This window comes from Polaromonas jejuensis NBRC 106434, assembly GCF_001598235.1.
Classification (GTDB): domain Bacteria; phylum Pseudomonadota; class Gammaproteobacteria; order Burkholderiales; family Burkholderiaceae_C; genus Polaromonas; species Polaromonas jejuensis.
In genome coordinates, this window is record NZ_BCYO01000022.1 from 24,235 (window position 1) to 41,989 (window position 17,755).

A 17,755-nucleotide genomic window follows, 5' to 3' on the forward strand; every position below is an offset into this window, starting at 1 on the left:
GCTACGTCTCACGCCCGAACAGGGCATCGATTTCGTCTTCCCACTGCAGTACCAACTGCGCACCCAACTGGTTGATGAGGTGCAAGTAAATCGACGTAGTGCTGACACTGCTGTGGCCCATGCGGTCGCGCACATAGAGCAGTGGCTCACCTTCGAAGCCGACTTTCCTAAGCTTCCACAGCGTGTACGTGCCGTACGTGTGCCGGAGCATATGCGGCCGCACTCTGAAACCCACACGCCTCTCCAAGTCCGCAAAGATGTCAGTGAGAGCTGTGTCGCCGTACGGGGTGCCGTTCTGAGTAAGGAACAGGCAGCTGCTGGTTGCGCCGGCACCGGCCGCCTGTTGCCGTGATTTACGGTGACGCGCTGCGTACCACCAGAGGTCCTCCATCAGGTCATAGGGCACATCAATGGCGCGCGGTTTGTCGTATTTGAGCTTCATATCCCTTTCACTCAATGGCAAGCGAATCATTTGACCGGGCACCAAGTCTCGGCGTTTGGTTGGGTCGCACAGATACCTAACCGGGAAGGTCCTGCACTCGATCTGGCGCAATCCGCAGCGGACCATGAGTTCGAACATCAAGCGGTGCGTGATGTTGCTCAAGACGCCAAGGCAAACCAGCACCTGGTCCATCGTGAGAAATTTGATCAGTGCTGACTTCTGCGACAGCATCGCACGGGGCAAAGCGACCATATTCGATGACGCGTCCAGGTGCGCTAAGAAGCCTGGCGTACGAGAAACGCGGACGACCTGGTAGCGGAATGGCAACTGCCTGATCAAATCCATCTGCTGCGCCCATCGGTAGAACCGAGCAACCAGGCGCAGCCTTGCGTTGATCGTGACAGAATCAAGACCGATCTCGCCCTTGGACCAGTCGCGATACCAATCCACGATGCTCGGCATTCCCCTATCAGGGGTGGCCTGCCAATCGAGTCCGTTGGCGTCAAGGAACGCGAAGTAGTCGTAAATGTCGCGGCCATACTTGGCCCAGGTCAGTGGGCTTTGCGCCCTGCCATTGGCCGTAAGCACGTCCCACAGGAAGCTTTGTGCGGGCTCGACCGCCGTGCCGTCTTTATGAACGAGCAAAGGGAAGCCCTTGAAAGCGCGACCTTGCACGACCAGGTTTTCGTCCGAAAGGAACAACCTCACAGCCCGCTCTCCTTCAGGAGAGCCGCGGCGGGCTTGAAGTTGCAGCCATGCAGGTGCATAACCAGATCCACCGCGCCGCCGCCGCCCCGGTTGGCTCGGACATCCCAGAACTTCGGCCCAGTCAACAGCAGCTCGAACTCGGTCTGTCGAACCCGGGCGTGCCATCGCGTGGTCGCCGCTTTTTTCGCTGGCACAAAGGAAACGTCCTCCTTTGCGTAGTCTGCGACAGCAAGAAGTACGTTGCTCGCATCCAGCTTTTGCCAGCGGTCGAGTATCTGGTTATCCACACGCATAGTCCCTCCCCCGGACCCCCTCCCGCTACTCGCCTCAAAGAGGCAAATCGGGAATCCGGAGAATCTATCAGACGCTACGGCTAAGTAACGTCCAGTACCCTTAAGATCATCGTGTAGCTGGGCACGATCTCGCCGGTACCAGGCTCCGTCCACTCGGCATACAGCCCGGCCAGCATCCACGGCTCGCCGTCGGCACGCGCAAAGCGCCAGGCAATGCTTTTAGCCTTTGGGTCGTGGTTCGGGTAATACGGCTCGTCAAAGGTCTCGGCCGGGATCAGGCAGCGTTGGCCGCGCCGCCATGGCCCTCCGAACGTCCAGGACCTGGCCAGGCCCTCGCGCCTGGCGTTGTTGGTGCTGAGCCGCTTCTTGCCGTCCTTCGTACTTGGAATGCGGGTCGGACTGTCCGGCGGGATCATTGCCCACTGGCCCACCAGGGCATCGCCCGGCTTGAAGTATGGCCCCGGCTTCAGCGGCGCGACGTAGCCGCCGTAAAGGCCCTTGAGATTGACCTTGCCCAGGCGCTCATAGCCTGGTGGCACGTAGAGGTTGCACATGGCGTTACTTTAGCGCCGGACAGGGCCTCTGGTTTGTAGTCCAAGTGGTGGATTCAAGGAGATTCGAGTGACTGGAGCTGTAGATGTGAGCGGAACAACGCCTGCTCCAGCGCGTCCAGCACGAAGTCCGTGCGCATCGAACTACTCACCCGCCAGCCCACGATGCGCCGCGCATAGACATCGATGACAAAGGCTACGTACAGCCAGCCCTGCCAGGTCGAGACGTAGGTGAAATCCGAGCCCCAGAGCTGATTGGGGCGTTCCGCTCTGAACTGCCGGTTGACCCGGTCCAGCGGGCAAGGTGCCTTGCGGTCGCTGACGGTGGTGCGCACCACCTTGCCCCGTATCACACCACGCAAGCCGAGACGACGCATGAGGCGCTCCACGGTGCAACGTGCCACGGCGATGCCTTCACGGTTCATTTGCATCCAGACCTTATCGGCACCGTGGACCCGCAGGTTGGCCTGCCAAACACGTTCAATGTGTGGTACCTGCCCTACATGCTTGGCGTTTGTCGGAGTATTCACAAAGCGCTTATTTTGCGAGAGCCGAACGGTAGTCCCAACCGAGGGGCCGACATGAAGTCGGTCAGTTCCACTCATGTCAATCTAGCTGAGTTTGCGGAATGATGGCTAAAGTCCCCACGCCACTGATTCATCGGATAGTCGTTCACTCGCTGCCAAAAACAAGCCTGTCAACAATCTGGATTATCTAGCTCATGCTGAGTACCGCTGAAGACTGACTACCGTCATACAATTTTTCGATCTGCTTGCTCCAGACCGGTCACTGAGAGATGCAGATTGTTAGTCGGCAATGTGGCGATGACTTCGATGACGGTTGCACCCTCCATCGACTAGAGACGGAGACGTCGACGCCTACCTGCAGTGTCAGGGGGCTACTTGAGATAGTCTGCAGTGCACATCTGCTGTCGTGGGTGTTGCCCGTGAAGCTAGTACAAGACACGCGTCTTCCAGCAGCAAAGCCTCCCATGGCGTGCCCAGCATCGAGTCGGTATAGCGCTGCCCAGATACTGTCTCAAAGACGTGGGCCCTTTGACATTCCGTATCGGGTTCCGCGGCATTCCAGATTCGGGCTAGTGGCTCCATATGCCACCCATTACCGCCATTAATGTGCGCGGGGGTCACAATATACGCTGCTTCAAGCCGTGCACCTGACTCCAGCAGCTCTTCGAGCTGCAGCTTACCGCTCAAGAAAAGCGTGCGCCCAATCTCGTAGGCATCCTCCCCCGTTCCGACTTCCTGGACACAACTGGCAATGAACCAAATCTGGTGCAGCGCGAGTTCCGTCATCGTCCAGTACTTCTCGCTGGCACCACCAAACATTGCGGAAACGGGGGAATGAAAAGCTTCGTTGGTGATGAACATAGGCACTCAAAATGAACACTATAGATTGTAGCTCTATAGGGCTCATTGCTAATTAATCGAGGCACATGAACAGTGTCAAGATTCCCCGTAACCAGTTCGCAAAAGCGCTCAAGCACGCACGCAAGTTGCGCCTACTCAGCCAAGAGGATTTTGGCCTCGTTTCCAGTAGAACGTATGTAAGCACTCTGGAGCGAGGACTCAAGTCACCCACGCTCAGCAAGATTGACGAGTTGGCTGCCGTCTTGTCACTGCACCCATTGACCCTCCTTACGTTGGCCTATGCAAGCCGACAAAATGCAGGGGCCGAGCACGAGTTGCTGACGAAGGTAGCCCAGGAGTTAGCAGCGTTGCAACATTCCGCCTCATAAAACTCCTCGGCCCTTGCATACTCCCTCGTTTTGGGGCAAACCAGTTTGGCGGCGACTTGGCCCCGATCACGAAGCTCAACCGGCGAGACTGGCGCGCCGCCTCAGTCGAGCTGCGCCGATGAGTTTATGGGGGCGGAAAAGTCCTGCCAAGACTGGTGACACGGAGGGAGGCCGAAACTACACTTCTCCTCTGACAGCCTGCCTCACGAACGGAAAATACCCACCTTGGTTTCCAAGCACTTCCGCAAGCTGAGATCGTTCGCCCTAACCTCGCCCCCCCAGGCTTCTGGTAAAAATCCAGCCCACGACCGATCTTGATGATCCAACCATTGTCGAGGCGGATCTCGCAGTCATGGATGTTGGGGTTGAGTTTCACCTCCAGCTCGACATCCAGCTCCAGCAGACTCTGCTTGAGTTCATCGAGCTTTTCGGCGATGTCGGCCAACTGGGTCTTGTCGTAGTAGCCAGAGATCAGACTGATCTTCATCACCGTACCGGCCTTCAGAACCGTCTCTCAAAAGCGCACGAAGTTCTGAATCTGATGTTGCAGCCGAATGTACCCTGCAATAGGGAACGCGGACAATCCAAAACAACATAGCCGCCACGCCTCTGCTTCCCGCATGCGCAACCTTGGCGGCTTTTTTCATGGTTTTCCCTGATTTCGTGTTGCACCGCTAATAGTTGCTATTGACGCCAGATTTGGCATTCCTATTCTGGAGGTCCGTGGTCTTTGTGTTCAACAGCAATTTCAAGGCGGTATTTATGAAACCCTCCGATATGACCGGGGAAGATGCTCCTGACGAAGAGCAAGAAGTCTCAGTGCCGGAAGACATTCCTCACGATCCGTTTCTCGTTGCGGTGCCAGGCGCTCAGATGAAGTTTACGGCGTGCGAGGTCGACGGTCGCTACGTCGTTGGTCTCGCTGAAGACGAACGACGAGGACGGTATGCACCTGAGCCAAGTTCCTGGACACCAGGGCGGCATTGGCGGCCGCGGAGCAGTCCGTCTTGCAATGCGCGTCCTTGGCCTCGAGTTCAAACACGCCGTCACGCACTTGCGCACCAAGGGGCTCTGAATGCACCTGATTGAAGCCACCGAAGACTTCAAGATTGCCGGGCGGCCCAAGCCTGGCTTCCCGATCGTTCTGTGGGAGGACATGCGTAGCTGCTCAGAGGCCAACACGTTCCTTCGCTACTACCTTGCGAGAGGCGCCATCGAATCGAAAAAGTCGTGGGGATCCGTAGGAAGGGCGATGTACGACTACTTCGGATTTCTTGAGGCGCACGAACTGTCGTGGGATGACGTCGATCGGGGCGAGGACAAGACCCTTGTCGCCGCATATAGAGACTACTGCTTTGAGATCGCCAAGCTCTCACGCAACACGGTGAGACAGCGCGTGCTCTACGTTTGTGAGTTCTACGAGTTTTCTAAACGGAAGGGTTGGATTCGAAGCCTGCCCTACGAATACGAGGATCGTCGCGTCATCCACACTGGGGCTCTCCTGGCGCACACAGATGCCTCAGGCGGCAAAGTTAGCGTGCGCTCAGTCATGCCGCGCACGCAAAAGGATCTGCCGAAATTTCTGAATAAAGAGCAGGTCAATAATCTGCTGGGCGTAGCGGAAAACACTCATCACAAGATGATCATCCGGATGGCCCTCCAAACCGGCCTGCGACGCGAGGAACTGGCCAGCTTTCCCTTGGCCTATGTGTTCGATCCCGACGCTGCCGGCATCAAGGAGCGAAATGTGCGCGTGACTCTCGACCCCCAAGATGGCACGGGAATGAGGACCAAGGGAAGCAGGAGTCGGGTCATCTATATCAGCCGTAGGCTCATGCGAGACCTGCACCACTACATCGTCCATTGGCGTGGAGAGCGAGCGTCGTTAAGCACCGAACCACAGAAGCCGCTATTTTTGAACCAGGCTGGACAGCCCTGGGCTGAAGACGGAAAGGGCATCGAGGCAATGGTGAGAAAAGTTGGCGCGAAGGCAAGCATCAAAACGCACCCGCACATGCTTCGGCACACGTACGCAACCCACACCCTTGTGGCCCTACAGCGGCATCGCGGAGATACGCGTATTGAGCCCTTGGTCTTCGTGCAAAAGCAACTTGGGCATGCATCGATAACAACCACCATGATCTACCTGCATCTCATCAACGAGTTGGCCGATGACGCCGTGCTCGCCTACGACGATGAACTAAATAACTGGACGGACGGCCAACTCTAATGGGAAAGCGCAAGGTATTCATCAAAACCGACCTGACGACGCCCGAAGTCGAGCATGTCCACGATTCCTCCGGAGCGGTCGTCATTCCACTGGAGGTCATTCCACCGAAGGTCCAAACAGTGGCGCTTCACGCGGGTCGTGGCACCGCAAATTGGAGCTTCAATTTAAGCCCTTGGTACGGGGTGGGGATTGACTCGGTAACTTATGCCTGCCAGCGTCAGATCGAACGCTTCTTGGACAAACAGGACGGGGAGAAAGAGCCGGCGACCGTTAACACCTACTGCCAGCTAGGGCTGAAGTCTTTTCTCCAATACCTTTCCATGGCCTGCGTGGCTCTGCGCCGCGAACTGACGCTGAGTGACATCAATCGAGAAGCGATGGACGGGTACCTCATGTTCCTTAGGGATGGGCGTGCTTCGACAGTCACGCAGAAGAACAAATACGCCAGCGCCAAGGCAATCTTAAAGGCCCTGTGCGACCGCGGTCTGATTCGAGAAAGTCTGGGCGGCGACGATGCGACCTTCCCCCGCAACCCGTTCCCCGGTGTGCAACACAAGTCCAAGGGCGAGCAACCGTTACCGAAGTCTCAGCGCCAAGCGTTCTCGTTAGCCGTCAAGACCGCGGTGATGCCGATCTTTGCGCACGACGTCACGCCGACGTCGGAGCTACTTGCCTATGCGCTGCTGGTAATCGCTCTGCACACGGGCAGGAATACGACGCCGCTCTTGGAGATGTCGCCGGATTGCCTTCGCTCGCATCCCAAGGACGACACACGTTTCCTCGTGCTCTACAAGCGCCGAGGACATTCAACGAGTAAGGTCGCAATACGGGCGGATGTAAAGAGCGACCTGGGGATTGAGTCGATGCCTACGGTCAGACCATCGGTAGTACGCTTGGTCAACCGTGTTATTGAACTCTCGAAGCGTCTTCGCGAGGATGCCCCTGAGCATCTGCGCGACCGGGTGTGGCTATATCGAATGCGGGTCCCAGGACGAGGCGTCGGCGAGGTGGGTGCGATCAATGCGTTAACCATGGCGACGCTTGCGGTAGCGATCGGATTGCTGGTGAAGCGGTTCAAACTGGTCGACACCGATGGGAAACCATTGCGCATCAACGTCAGCCGCTTACGAAAAACTTTCGTCAATCGTATCTACGAGATCCTGGACGGTGACGTCGTTTCCACGGCAGTAGCGGCGGGCAACACCGTAGACGTGACGGCCGTGAACTACCTTCGACCCGGCGAGGATGCTCAGAAGAACTGGCGGTTCATGGGTACTGCCCTGGTTCAGGAACTGCTGACCAAGACCATCGGTGCCACGGAGCGCACTCCCGTGGGACGCTGCTCTGACAGCAAAAACGGGGACTACGCTCCCAAACGGAATGGGGCGCCCTGCATGAGTTTTCTCAACTGTCTGCGCTGCCGCAACTACGTGGTGACCGGCGACGATCTGCACCGTTTATTCAGCTTTTACTGGCGCATTCTGAGGGAGCGCGCCCGAATGGACCCTATCCGTTGGCGACGCCAACTCGCACACATCGTGCGGCTGATCGATCGGGACGTCGTCGAGGCCGGTCTGGCTAAGGGCGTGTTCAAGCAAGCTGTGGTGGACAGGGAGCGAGAACGTGCCAAACACGATCCTCACCCGTTCTGGCGCAGCGACATGATCCTGTCTGACTTGGCTGGAGGGGCGGCATGAGTGCACCTGGTGGAGTTCCCGTGGATCCAGGACTGCATCCGACGATGTTCGGACAGCCCTCGAGCGTTCGCGGACTGTGCGCAGACGAACGCGATGCCTTGATCATCTCGATGCGAAGGGTCGATGGAGTCTGGGTCATCGCCAGCCGGTACCGTGACGATGTGTGGTGGATCTTGGGAGCGACCACGAATACATCGAAGTCGAACACGAAACTAGACTTCACCGCTGTTCCTGAGCCTTTCAAGGGCGTGACCAAGGAAATGATCTACCGGTTCATGCGCCGAGGTAGAGACGGTCATACTCGACCCGGCTTGAGTCAACTCCACAAGACGTTGATCAACGCAAAGTTCTTCCTGGAACATGTGCGCGGCCTAGGTATCACGAGCCTCTCCGGAGTCACCACTCTGGTGTGCACAAGTTACGTGCAAGCCTGCAAGGAGCTCAGAACCGGCCTAGGGCCTGAGAAAAGGCGCGGCGGAGGGGCGGCGCTGACTGCCGGAACACTCTATAGACGACTGGGTGCCGTCGAGGCAATTCATGAGTTGAGCCAACACACCAACGACCCGATGCCGCAGCATCCGTGGCCGGATTCGTCGGCGGATCACTTGTCCGGCGCTGGAAAGGCCAGACAGGGCAACAGAAACAAAACCCCGCTGATGCCAAACGAAGTATTCACCGCTCTCTTTCTCCGGGCTTGGTCGATCGTGCAGGACGCAGGGCGGCTGCTCGAACTCCGAGATGAGATGGACAAGGTCGGGGAAGAGTGCAAGGGATTCCATAAGCAATACGTGCCACAGCGGAAGAATCTGGTTCTCGAAAAGCTCGGGTGGACCGGGGGGCTTCGGAAGCTCAAGATCGATCTCAATGAAATTCGAACCGCCTGCTACATCGTGGTCGCAAGCTTGAGCGGCTGCCGCAACCACGAACTCGCCTTCCTGCGGTCTAACGCGTACTACAGTTCAGAAGACGACGACGGCGAGCGCTACTGGTGGATGCGTTCTAAGTCGACTAAGACCGGCGAGGGAGATACGGAGTGGCTAATCCCTGAGGCTGCAGTAGCTGCGCTCAAAGTGATTGACCGCTGGGCTGCTCCATACCAAGCCATGCTGCACGAGGAAATTGAAAAATACCGGGCCGTTGACCCAAGCGATCTTCGTATCGCCGAAGCTCAAGAACACGTGGGAGCGGTGTTCGTGGGCGTGGACTTGAAAAAGCGCAAGCTTGTGCGGACCTTTTCAGTTCATCCATGGAACAACTCCCTCAAGGCCTTCGCGCGGGCATGCGGGCTTGACTGGGACCTGTCATCTCATCAGTTCAGGCGAAAGTTCGCGAACTATGCGGCGCGTAGCCAGTTCGGTGATCTTCGCTACCTGAGGGAGCACTTTAAGCACTGGTCCCAAGACATGACCCTGGGGTATGCGATGAATGAGTCTCAGGAAATGAGCCTGTACCTTGACATTGAGGAGGAACTAGACGAGATCAAGGAAAGCGTTGTTGCGCAGTGGCTCAACGACGCAGAGCCTCTCGCCGGCGGGTACGGGAATAATATTGTGAACTGGCGCAGCAGGGAGGAAAACATCACCCTGTTCAAGAGCCGAGATCATATGATTCGCTCGATCGCCCAAAGCACGGCAATTCGCAGCAATGGCCACGCTTGGTGCACCGCTGATGACAATGCGTGTGTGGGCAATGACCTGGATCGAACACGGTGTGGAGATGGCTGCAACAATGCCGTAATCGGACGCCGTCACGCTGCCACCTATCAAGGGCTATACGACCAGTTGAAAGAACTCGAAAACTGCGAAGACATTGGCGAAGGTGGTCGGGAGCGGGTACGGCGCGACCTCGACCGGTGCCGAAGCGTGCTCAGGTCCCTCGGCCACGACCCTGTGGGAGCCATTGAATGACCAGCCAGCGGAAAAATGCCGAGACACGCGAGAAGGAGCTCAGGCTGGCCATCTTCCGGATCGAGAAGGGGCGCTCACGTGCCAAGGCCGCGAAGCTCAGCGTCGCCGCCGTGGCGCGGGAGGCGGGCGTGACGCCGGCTCTGATTCACAACCACTACCCGGCAATTGCCGAGGAAATCCGCGTCAAGCAGGGCGCATCCGTCCGCCAACAGCGTGATGCGAAACATGATGAACTCAAGCTGGAGCGTGAGAAGAACAGGGCTCTGAGGCAACAACTGGACGAGATTAGGCACCAGATGGCGAAGCTGGCGAGCATCAACGAAGTGATGCTGGAAGAAAATCGAATCTTGAAGGCAGTGTCGGCCGATTCCAAGGTTGTAAATTTAGAGTCAAAACGCTGCGAAAAAAGTTAGCTCTTCTAACATGTTGATTTGATTGAAAATACGCCCTCCTAACTGTTAGCAACGTTCCAGAAGGTTTGACCTGCCGATTGCCCTGGGCATTCTGGCCGCCAGTGGCCAGGTGGATGCGCGCAAGCTCGAAGGCTATGAATTTGCCGGCGAGTTGTCCCTGGGCGGCGATTTGCGGCCGGTAAGGGGCGCGCTGGCCATGAGCCTGGCTGTCGCCCAGCCTGGCAACAGGGGTGCCAAGACGCTACCCAAGCTGGTGCTGCCCGAAGGCAGCGCCCAGGAAGCCGCGCTGGTGCCCGATGCCGAAATTTACCGCGCCCACCATTTGCTGGATGTGGTCAGGCAGTTTCTGCCGGGTGATGCCGCACCGGAAGCCCTGGATGGCTGGACACGGATAGCGCCGACCTCCACGCAGCAGCAGCCCGTCTACCCAGACCTCGCCGACGTCAAAGGCCAGGCCGCAGCCCGGCGGGCGCTGGAGATTGCCGCCGCCGGCGGGCACAGCGTCCTGATGATGGGGGCGCCAGGCTCGGGAAAATCCATGCTGGCGCAACGCTTTGCCGGCCTGTTGCCGACCATGACCACGGAGGAGGCCCTTGAAAGCGCGGCCGTCGCTTCGCTGGGTGGGCGCTTTTCGCTGGAGAACTGGGCGGTCCGGCCAACCTGCGCCCCGCATCATACGGCCAGCGCGGTCGCCCTTGTAGGTGGGGGCTCACCTCCGCGCCCCGGCGAGATTTCGCTGGCGCACCGGGGCGTGCTGTTTCTGGACGAGTTGCCCGAGTTTCCAAGGGCGGCGCTGGAAGCCCTGCGTGAACCGCTAGAGTCCGGCAGCATCACCATCTCGCGGGCGGCGCAGCGCGCCGAGTTTCCGGCGCGCTTTCAGCTGGTGGCGGCCATGAACCCCTGCCCTTGCGGCTTCCTGGGCTCCCACTTGCGTGCCTGCCGCTGTTCGCCCGACCAGGTCTCGCGCTACCAGGGCAAGCTCAGCGGCCCGCTGCTGGACCGGATCGATTTGCACGTGGAGGTCGGTGCCCTGGCGGCCGACGAACTGGTCAACACGCCGCCCGGTGAAGCCACCGCGGCCATCAGGAGCCGGGTGGTTCAGGCGCGAGCGCGCGCCATCACCCGGCAGGGCAGTACCAACCAGGCGCTGGAAGGGCAGGCGATTGATGCGCAGTGCCAGCTGGATGAGGCCTCTGCAAAATTCCTCAACACGGCCGCGGCGCGCCTGGGCTGGTCAGGCCGCAGCATTCACCGCTGCCTGAAGGTGGCCAGAACCATTGCCGATCTGGCGGGAGCGGCCACGGTTCAGGTCACGCATGTGGCTGAAGCCGTGCAGTACCGCCGCGCACTCAAGGCGGTGCACTGAGCGCCGCATGGGCGGGATGCCTGCAAGGGCCACCGGATGGCGGGATTCACCATCATCCGGGTGACCAGGGCCTTCAAAGGCGCATCAATGCCCGTCGGAGGGTGAAGAGGGCTGGGCGGCAACCGGCGCTGGCGCCGGCTTGGGCGCGTACGTCACGCCATCGCTGCTGCGCAGGGTGCCGCCTTCCACGGTCACGCGGCTGCCGACACCGGGCGCCTGCGCGACTTCCACCATGCGGTGCGAACCATCTTCCATGCGCACGCCCACCTGGTATACGATTTCCTTGCGCATCTTCCCTTCAATCGCATTGCCGGCAAAACCGCCGCCGACCGCGCCCAGAATGGTGGCTGCCGTACGACCACCGCCCTGGCCGATCTGGTTGCCCAACACGGCGCCCAGCACGCCGCCGGCCACGGCGCCTACGCCAGGGCCGGCCGGTTTGGCGGAACGCTCAACCGGCGTGACCGACTCCACCGAGCCGCACACCGCACACACCGGCGCCGCCGCGACATGCGCCGGGGCGGGATAAGGCGCGGGAGCGGGTGCCGGCGAAACGCCGGAATAGCTGGGGGCAGGAGCCGGCCTGGGCACCGGTTTCACCACTTTTTTGGCAGGTGCCGGCGCCGCTGCCGGCTTGGCCGGTGCCGCTGCCGGTTTTTCAACCAGGTCGTCGGTGGCACCGACTGAAGCCGCAGGCGCCGCCAGCGGCGGTGCGGTCACGGTTTGCGGCGCCGGGGTAATGGCCGCCACAGGGGTTGCCGGCGCCTGCGCACGCTGGTTGTAAATCATGGTGCCGCCCATGGCGAGCACGGCCGCGCCCAGAATGGCCACGGCAGCCCACAGGGGTTTGTTGCCGGCCGAAGCGGGCTGCTGGCCGGGTTGGAGGTTATCAGCGGAGCTTGTCATGGAGGGGACCTTCCTTGGTGAACATTTATTGCATCCATCGGCGCTCAAAAGGCGACGCCCAGAGCAGCACCTGACAGTGCTTACCCTTTTGAACGTGCGACATCGCCCAAAGGTACACAGGCCCGGTCAGCCGCGCGTGTCTATTTGTAAACGCAGCCAGCGGATCGGTAAAAGCGCCGTAAAGCACCCGGCAAAAGACGCCCCCGCCAATACCCGCCCAAGATTACAAATTCGGTGCCAGCAGGCGCTGCAAATCCTCGGCCTTGGCACCACGGCGCTGCGCCAGGTCCTGCAACTGGTCGTCGCCTATCTTGCCCACATTGAAATAGGTGCTCTCGGGATGACTCAGGTAAAAACCGCTGACGCTGGCGGCCGGCGTCATGGCCAGGCTTGTCGTCAGCGCCATGCCCACCTCATCGGCGCGCAGCAGTTCGAACATGTCTTTTTTCACGCTGTGGTCCGGGCAGGCCGGGTAACCGGGCGCCGGACGAATGCCCTGGTATTTTTCGGCGATCAGCGCGTCCTTGTCCAGCGTTTCGGCGGGCACATAACCCCAGAGGTCCTGGCGCACGCGCTGATGCATGGCTTCGGCAAACGCCTCGGCCAGGCGGTCGGCCAACGCCTTGAGCATGATGGACGAGTAGTCGTCATGGTCGTCCAGAAAGTACTTTTCCTTCTTCTCCGCGCCCAGGCCCGCGGTCACGGCAAAAAGCCCGATGTAATCGGCAATTCTTGAATCATTTTGGTCTGCAGCCCCCGTTTTACGGGCGCGAGCAGCTATTACTTCAGGAGCAAGCAGCTTGGGCGCCACGAAGTCGGCCAGGCAGCGGCTGGGGCGCATCACGCCGTCGACCGCGGTTTTTTCGGTTTGCTGGCGCAGGCCGTACCAGGTCATCGCCACCTCGCTGCGCGACTCGTCGGCATAGATCTCGATGTCATCGCCCACGCTGTTGGCCGGGTACAGGCCAATCACACCACTGGCCGTGAGCCAGCGGCCCTCGATCAGGCGCTTGAGCATGCGCTGCGCGTCCGCGTAGACCCGCACCGCCTCGGCGCCCACCACCTCGTCTTTCAGGATGGCCGGAAACGGGCCGGCCAGGTCCCAGGTCTGGAAGAAAGGTCCCCAGTCGATGTACTGCGCCAGCTCGGCCAGGTCGAAGTTCTTGAACACGCGCCGGCCGATGAATTTGGGCACGGGTGGCGTGTAGCCGGCCCAGTCGATGGGGGTGGCATTGGCGCGGGCCTTGGCCAGCGGCCACATCGGCACCTGCTTTTTGTTGGCGTGCTGGGTGCGCACCTTGTCGTAATCGCTATTGACCTCGGCGATGTATTTCGCGGCCTGGTCGGACAGCAGGCTTTGCGCCACGCTCACGCTGCGCGAGGCGTCGGGCACATACACCACCGGGCCCTCATAGTGCGGCGAGATCTTGACCGCGGTATGCACCCGGCTGGTGGTGGCGCCGCCAATCAGCAGGGGGATTTTCTTGATGCGGAAATGGTCGTCCTTCTGCATTTCGGCGGCCACGTATTGCATCTCTTCCAGGCTGGGCGTGATCAGGCCGGACAGGCCCACGATGTCGGCGCCCTCGACCTTGGCGCGCGCCAGGATCTCGTGGCAGGGCACCATCACGCCCATGTTGACGACTTCGAAGTTGTTGCACTGCAAGACCACCGTGACGATGTTCTTGCCGATGTCGTGCACATCGCCCTTCACCGTGGCAATGATGATCTTGCCCTTGGTTTTCACGTCGCCGCCGGCGGCTTCCAGCTGCAGCTTTTCGGCCTCGATGTAGGGCAGCAGGTGCGCCACCGCCTGCTTCATCACGCGGGCGCTTTTCACCACCTGCGGCAAGAACATCTTGCCCTGGCCAAACAGGTCGCCGACGACGTTCATGCCGTCCATCAGCGGGCCTTCAATCACATGCAGCGGCCGGCCGCCCTCGGCCTTGATGGCCTGCCACATCTCTTCGGTGTCTTCGGTGATGAACTCGTTCATGCCGAGCACCAGCGCGTGCGACAGGCGCTCGCGCACCGGCAACGCACGCCATTCGTTCTTCTTGCTGTCGTCCTTGGCGCCGCTCTTGGCGCTTTCGGCCACTTCAATCAGGCGTTCGCTGGGCGTCAGCTCGGCCTCGCCCGGCTGGTAGCTAGGTGCGCGATTGAGCACCACGTCTTCGACGCGCTCGCGCAAGGTCGGCTCCAGGTCGTCATAGACGCCGACCATGCCGGCGTTGACAATGCCCATGTCCATGCCGGCCTGGATCGCGTGATAGAGGAACACCGTGTGAATCGCCTCGCGCACCGGGTCGTTGCCGCGGAAACTGAAGGACACATTGGACACGCCGCCCGAGACCTTGGCCCCCGGCAGGTTGGCCTTGATCCAGCGCGTGGCCTCGATGAAATCCACCGCGTAGTTGTTGTGCTCCTCGATGCCCGTGGCAATGGCGAAGATGTTGGGGTCAAAAATGATGTCTTCCGGCGGAAAACCGACCTCGTCGACCAGCACGCGGTAGGCGCGCTCGCAGATTTCGATCTTGCGCTGGTAGGTGTCGGCCTGGCCTTTTTCGTCAAAGGCCATGACCACGGCGGCCGCGCCGTAGCGCTTGAGCAGCTTGGCCTGCTGCTTGAAGGGCTCAAGCCCTTCCTTCATCGAGATGGAATTGACGATGCCCTTGCCCTGGATGCAGCGCAGGCCGGCCTCGATCACGCTCCACTTGGAGCTGTCGATCATGATGGGCACGCGGGCGATGTCGGGCTCGCTGGCGATCAGGTTCAGGAAACGCACCATGGCGGCCTGGCTGTCCAGCATGGCCTCGTCCATGTTGATGTCGATGATCTGCGCGCCGTTTTCCACCTGCTGGCGCGCCACCACCAGCGCCTTCTCGTATTCGCCATTGAGAATCATGCGGGCGAAGGCCTTGGAACCGGTGACGTTGGTGCGCTCGCCGATGTTGACAAACGTGGCGCTTGGGGACAGACCTTCAGCTCCGTCCTCAGCTGAATAGGCGGCGCCAATGCTGACCGGCTCCAGGCCGGACAGCTTCATGGGGGGGACTTGAATTTCGGACATGGTCTCACCTGTAAAAACAGAAGTCAGGTGAGCGCCGTTGGAACATCCAAGCCTGACGCGGCCGAATTTCAGCGACGCTGCAACGCTCCTTGGATTCAGGGAATTTTACAGAACTGCCAAATCCGGCCGCGAATACTGCCGCCAAAGGCCCGATGGGCCATAGGCGCATCGGCGTTTATTTGCTGTAGGTCAGCACGTAAAACTTGTCCGTGAAGAACGTGTTGGCGTAATAGGGTGAAACGCTGGTCGTGATCTTCTTGGAATAGTCCGCACTGCCTTCGGCCGTGACCGCGTAGATTTTCTTGGTTTTCGGGTCGATCGCCATCGTGCGCACGCCGGCCTGGGTTCCCACCGCTTCCGACGGCTTGTAGGTATCGGCGTTCACCTGTTCAAAGACATTCATGACAGCGTTGACGCCGTTGGCCAGAAAGACACGTTTCAGCTCGGCGTCGTAAATCACGTCGTCATTGCCGCCGCCGATTTCATGGGTATAGATGATGGCCCCCGTTTCGGCGTTCATGACCGCAAACGACGGCTTGACCGTGGCGCTGCCGCGGCAACCCAGGAAAATCCGGTTGTTGGCGGCATCCAGCGCCAGGCCATTGGTCTGGGCGCAGCCCGGCGTCGGCCACTGGGCGGTCACCTTCATGTCCTTGGTGTTGATGCGATAGACCGAACCCTCATCCCGGGACGCCATGTAGAAATTGCCTTTGCCGTCGGCTTCGGCATGTTCCGGCTTTTTGGTCGTGACCTTGATGGTGCCAGCGACCTTGAGCGACGGCGCATCCAGCACGATCAGCTCCGTGCCATCCTTGCCTGCGGCCATGTTGACGACAATGCGTTTGGTCGCCGGATCGTAGTGGGTCGCATCCAGTTCGTCGCCGAGCTTGATGGAAGGCTGCGCCTCCAGCGTCGACAACTTGAACGGGGTGATCGTGCCGTTTTCGTTATAGGAGATCCCGAGATCGAGTTCTGGCATCAGGGTCGCACCGTTCGAGCTGTCACTCGCCGTCGTCCCGATGACCTTGATCAACTTGCGGGTCGACATATCGACCACCTGCAGGCCTTGTCCACGATGCCCGATAAACAGGTGGTTATGAGCGGCATCCAGCGCGACGTAATCCCACCCGGCGCCCTTGCCTGGAATGGCGGTTGCGTTTTCCAGGTGCCAGCCGTCAAAGGCAGCCGCCGGCGTCGTAACGCTGGCAGCACCCACCAAGGCCAAAGCAGCAGCGGCTAAGGCAGAGCGCGTTTTATGAAGGCGCAGGATAGATTGTTTCGATTCCATGTTTGTCTCCAGTAATAGTTAGGCTGAGGCAATGTAATCTGCATCATCTGTCAAAAGGCTGTCAAAAACAAAAGTCTCTTTGAGGTTTCCGCTGAGGGCAGACAGAGCCAGGGAAATCCCTCAGGTACTCAGGGAGACTTGATGCGCAAACCCGACTGAAACGCAAGTTCTCTGTATTTATTGACAGTCTCGCGAACCAGGACCTCCAGGTCTGCACCGGTTTTGGTCAGGGGCTGGAGGCCACGCTCCTCACGCAAGGCATCGAATGCAGGTTGTGCCAGCATTTTGTTGAAAACTCCAGCCCATCGCAGATAGTCTGCTTCCGCGACCTTCGGCCCCATGTACACGCCACGTATATTGGTCCATTCAATGTCGTAGCCCCCTTCCTTCGAGGTCGGAACATCTTTGAGTCTTCCCGGCAACCGATGGTTTGCAAAGACGACGAGGATGCGTAGTTTGGCGCCGTTCTTGATCAGGCCAAGCGCTTCCGACGCATCGCCGGACACCACGTCGACATGCTTGCCGAGCAAGGCGGCATTGGCTTCGCCCCCCCCTTCAAAGCCGACGAAGCGCATCTTTTTGAAGTTGACGCCGGCGGCCCGGGCGACCAGCGATGCCTTCATCCAATCCTGGCTGCCGACAGTACCGCTCCCGCCAAATACCACGCCGTCCGGCTTCCTCTTTAACGCCGCCACCAGATCGTCGAGTGTCGCGTACGGGGAATCGTCCTTGACGATCAGCACGCCATGGTCAACACCGAGCGCCGCCAGCCATTTCACGTCCCGTTCGGTGTATTTGCCAAATCGGCCCTGGGCGATGTTGAACAACGAACCGCCGGAGAAGGCCACAAAAGTATTGGGCTCGGCATTCCGGTGGGCGATGACAGCGTTGAAGGTGACCGCGCCCACGCCGCCCGGCATATAGGTGGTGCGCACGGGTTCGAGGGACGGTTGGACCGCCTGCAAACCGGCGCGTACCAGTTCGCAGGTGACGTCGAAGCCACCGCCGGGCATGGCCGGGGCAATGCACTCGGGCGTGCCGGATGCAAAAGACGGGCACACCAAAGACGCCAGAAAAGTGATGACAAGCAGAGTTCGAAACCTGGTGATAAGCCCGTGCATCATTTGT

13 protein-coding genes, 4 pseudogenes and 1 riboswitch are annotated in these 17,755 nt (G+C 59.8%); of the genes and pseudogenes, 7 read left to right on the forward strand and 10 right to left on the reverse strand.

Annotated features, from left to right (window positions below):
* Position 1: 1 nt before the first annotated feature.
* The 5 genes and pseudogenes from PJE01S_RS19140 to PJE01S_RS19160 all read right to left on the reverse strand — a co-directional run bounded on the left by PJE01S_RS19140 (position 2) and on the right by PJE01S_RS19160 (position 3,382).
* Positions 2-1,150: a tyrosine-type recombinase/integrase gene (locus tag PJE01S_RS19140; RefSeq protein ID WP_068835254.1), complete on the reverse strand. Its 1,149-nt coding sequence runs from the start codon at positions 1,148-1,150 to the stop codon at positions 2-4.
* Complete coding sequence (locus PJE01S_RS19145) at positions 1,147-1,443, reverse strand: hypothetical protein (protein WP_068835255.1); 297 nt, start codon at positions 1,441-1,443, stop codon at positions 1,147-1,149. The genes PJE01S_RS19140 and PJE01S_RS19145 overlap by 4 nt, the downstream gene beginning before the upstream one ends.
* A gap of 80 nt (positions 1,444-1,523) precedes the next feature.
* Entirely contained in the window at positions 1,524-1,997 is a 474-nt protein-coding gene (locus tag PJE01S_RS19150; protein ID WP_068835256.1) for an SOS response-associated peptidase family protein, read from the reverse strand.
* 92 nt (positions 1,998-2,089) lie between these two features.
* Positions 2,090-2,488 (reverse strand): annotated as a pseudogene (locus PJE01S_RS19155) (DDE-type integrase/transposase/recombinase); the annotation flags it as partial.
* 396 nt (positions 2,489-2,884) lie between these two features.
* Positions 2,885-3,382: a hypothetical protein gene (locus PJE01S_RS19160; protein ID WP_068835257.1), complete on the reverse strand. Its 498-nt coding sequence runs from the start codon at positions 3,380-3,382 to the stop codon at positions 2,885-2,887.
* Between the two features lie 65 nt (positions 3,383-3,447).
* Here PJE01S_RS19160 and PJE01S_RS19165 point away from each other — a divergent pair, with 65 nt between their 5' ends.
* The gene (locus PJE01S_RS19165) at positions 3,448-3,750 is read left to right on the forward strand and encodes a helix-turn-helix domain-containing protein (protein ID WP_068835258.1); all 303 of its coding nucleotides are present in this window, start codon (positions 3,448-3,450) and stop codon (positions 3,748-3,750) included.
* Positions 3,751-3,821: 71 nt separating this feature from the next.
* Positions 3,822-3,944 (forward strand): annotated as a pseudogene (locus PJE01S_RS26040) (glycoside hydrolase family protein); the annotation flags it as partial.
* A 143-nt stretch (positions 3,945-4,087) separates the two neighbouring features.
* Here the strand turns inward: PJE01S_RS26040 and PJE01S_RS26045 are convergent.
* A pseudogene (locus PJE01S_RS26045) lies at positions 4,088-4,237 on the reverse strand (hypothetical protein); the annotation flags it as partial.
* A 588-nt stretch (positions 4,238-4,825) separates the two neighbouring features.
* On the opposite strand from PJE01S_RS26045, the gene PJE01S_RS19175 reads away from it, so the two are divergent.
* The 5 genes and pseudogenes from PJE01S_RS19175 to PJE01S_RS19195 form a co-directional block, all read left to right on the forward strand.
* A complete protein-coding gene (locus tag PJE01S_RS19175) occupies positions 4,826-5,980 on the forward strand; it encodes a tyrosine-type recombinase/integrase (protein ID WP_068835260.1) in 1,155 nt (384 codons plus the stop codon).
* On the forward strand, positions 5,980-7,677 hold the full coding sequence (locus PJE01S_RS19180) for a hypothetical protein (RefSeq protein ID WP_068835261.1): 1,698 nt from the start codon (positions 5,980-5,982) through the stop codon (positions 7,675-7,677). The genes PJE01S_RS19175 and PJE01S_RS19180 overlap by 1 nt, the downstream gene beginning before the upstream one ends.
* Positions 7,678-7,697: 20 nt before the next feature.
* Entirely contained in the window at positions 7,698-9,584 is a 1,887-nt protein-coding gene (locus PJE01S_RS19185) for a site-specific integrase (protein ID WP_218017535.1), read from the forward strand.
* Positions 9,581-9,997, forward strand: a complete 417-nt coding sequence (locus PJE01S_RS19190) for a TetR family transcriptional regulator (protein WP_068835263.1) — start codon at positions 9,581-9,583, stop codon at positions 9,995-9,997. The genes PJE01S_RS19185 and PJE01S_RS19190 overlap by 4 nt, the downstream gene beginning before the upstream one ends.
* A 55-nt stretch (positions 9,998-10,052) precedes the next feature.
* Positions 10,053-11,363 (forward strand): annotated as a pseudogene (locus tag PJE01S_RS19195) (YifB family Mg chelatase-like AAA ATPase); the annotation flags it as partial.
* An 84-nt stretch (positions 11,364-11,447) separates the two neighbouring features.
* Here PJE01S_RS19195 and PJE01S_RS26210 read toward each other — a convergent pair.
* The 4 genes from PJE01S_RS26210 to PJE01S_RS19215 all read right to left on the reverse strand — a co-directional run bounded on the left by PJE01S_RS26210 (position 11,448) and on the right by PJE01S_RS19215 (position 17,748).
* Positions 11,448-12,269, reverse strand: coding sequence for a glycine zipper 2TM domain-containing protein (locus tag PJE01S_RS26210; protein WP_068835264.1), 822 nt, complete (start codon positions 12,267-12,269; stop codon positions 11,448-11,450).
* Between the two features lie 223 nt (positions 12,270-12,492).
* Positions 12,493-15,339, reverse strand: coding sequence for a methionine synthase (gene metH, locus PJE01S_RS19205; RefSeq protein WP_084389642.1), 2,847 nt, complete (start codon positions 15,337-15,339; stop codon positions 12,493-12,495).
* A 22-nt stretch (positions 15,340-15,361) separates the two neighbouring features.
* Positions 15,362-15,436, reverse strand: a riboswitch (S-adenosyl-L-homocysteine riboswitch).
* Positions 15,437-15,514: 78 nt separating this feature from the next.
* The gene (locus tag PJE01S_RS19210) at positions 15,515-16,627 is read right to left on the reverse strand and encodes a YncE family protein (RefSeq protein WP_068835265.1); all 1,113 of its coding nucleotides are present in this window, start codon (positions 16,625-16,627) and stop codon (positions 15,515-15,517) included.
* A 128-nt stretch (positions 16,628-16,755) separates the two neighbouring features.
* Complete coding sequence (locus PJE01S_RS19215) at positions 16,756-17,748, reverse strand: Bug family tripartite tricarboxylate transporter substrate binding protein (RefSeq protein WP_084389644.1); 993 nt, start codon at positions 17,746-17,748, stop codon at positions 16,756-16,758.
* Positions 17,749-17,755 lie beyond the last annotated feature (7 nt).

Bases quoted from the DNA above. Each gene is read 5' to 3' on its own strand.
- PJE01S_RS19210 (WP_068835265.1), bottom strand. From the start codon at position 16,627: ATGGAATCGAAACAATCTATCCTGCGCCTTCATAAAACGCGCTCTGCC.
- PJE01S_RS19160 (WP_068835257.1), bottom strand. From the start codon at position 3,382: ATGTTCATCACCAACGAAGCTTTTCATTCCCCCGTTTCCGCAATGTTT.
- PJE01S_RS19215 (WP_084389644.1), bottom strand. From the start codon at position 17,748: ATGCACGGGCTTATCACCAGGTTTCGAACTCTGCTTGTCATCACTTTT.
- PJE01S_RS19145 (WP_068835255.1), bottom strand. From the start codon at position 1,443: ATGCGTGTGGATAACCAGATACTCGACCGCTGGCAAAAGCTGGATGCG.
- metH (WP_084389642.1), bottom strand. From the start codon at position 15,339: ATGTCCGAAATTCAAGTCCCCCCCATGAAGCTGTCCGGCCTGGAGCCG.
- PJE01S_RS19190 (WP_068835263.1), top strand. From the start codon at position 9,581: ATGACCAGCCAGCGGAAAAATGCCGAGACACGCGAGAAGGAGCTCAGG.
- PJE01S_RS19165 (WP_068835258.1), top strand. From the start codon at position 3,448: ATGAACAGTGTCAAGATTCCCCGTAACCAGTTCGCAAAAGCGCTCAAG.
- PJE01S_RS26210 (WP_068835264.1), bottom strand. From the start codon at position 12,269: ATGACAAGCTCCGCTGATAACCTCCAACCCGGCCAGCAGCCCGCTTCG.
- PJE01S_RS19180 (WP_068835261.1), top strand. From the start codon at position 5,980: ATGGGAAAGCGCAAGGTATTCATCAAAACCGACCTGACGACGCCCGAA.
- PJE01S_RS19175 (WP_068835260.1), top strand. From the start codon at position 4,826: ATGCACCTGATTGAAGCCACCGAAGACTTCAAGATTGCCGGGCGGCCC.
- PJE01S_RS19150 (WP_068835256.1), bottom strand. From the start codon at position 1,997: ATGTGCAACCTCTACGTGCCACCAGGCTATGAGCGCCTGGGCAAGGTC.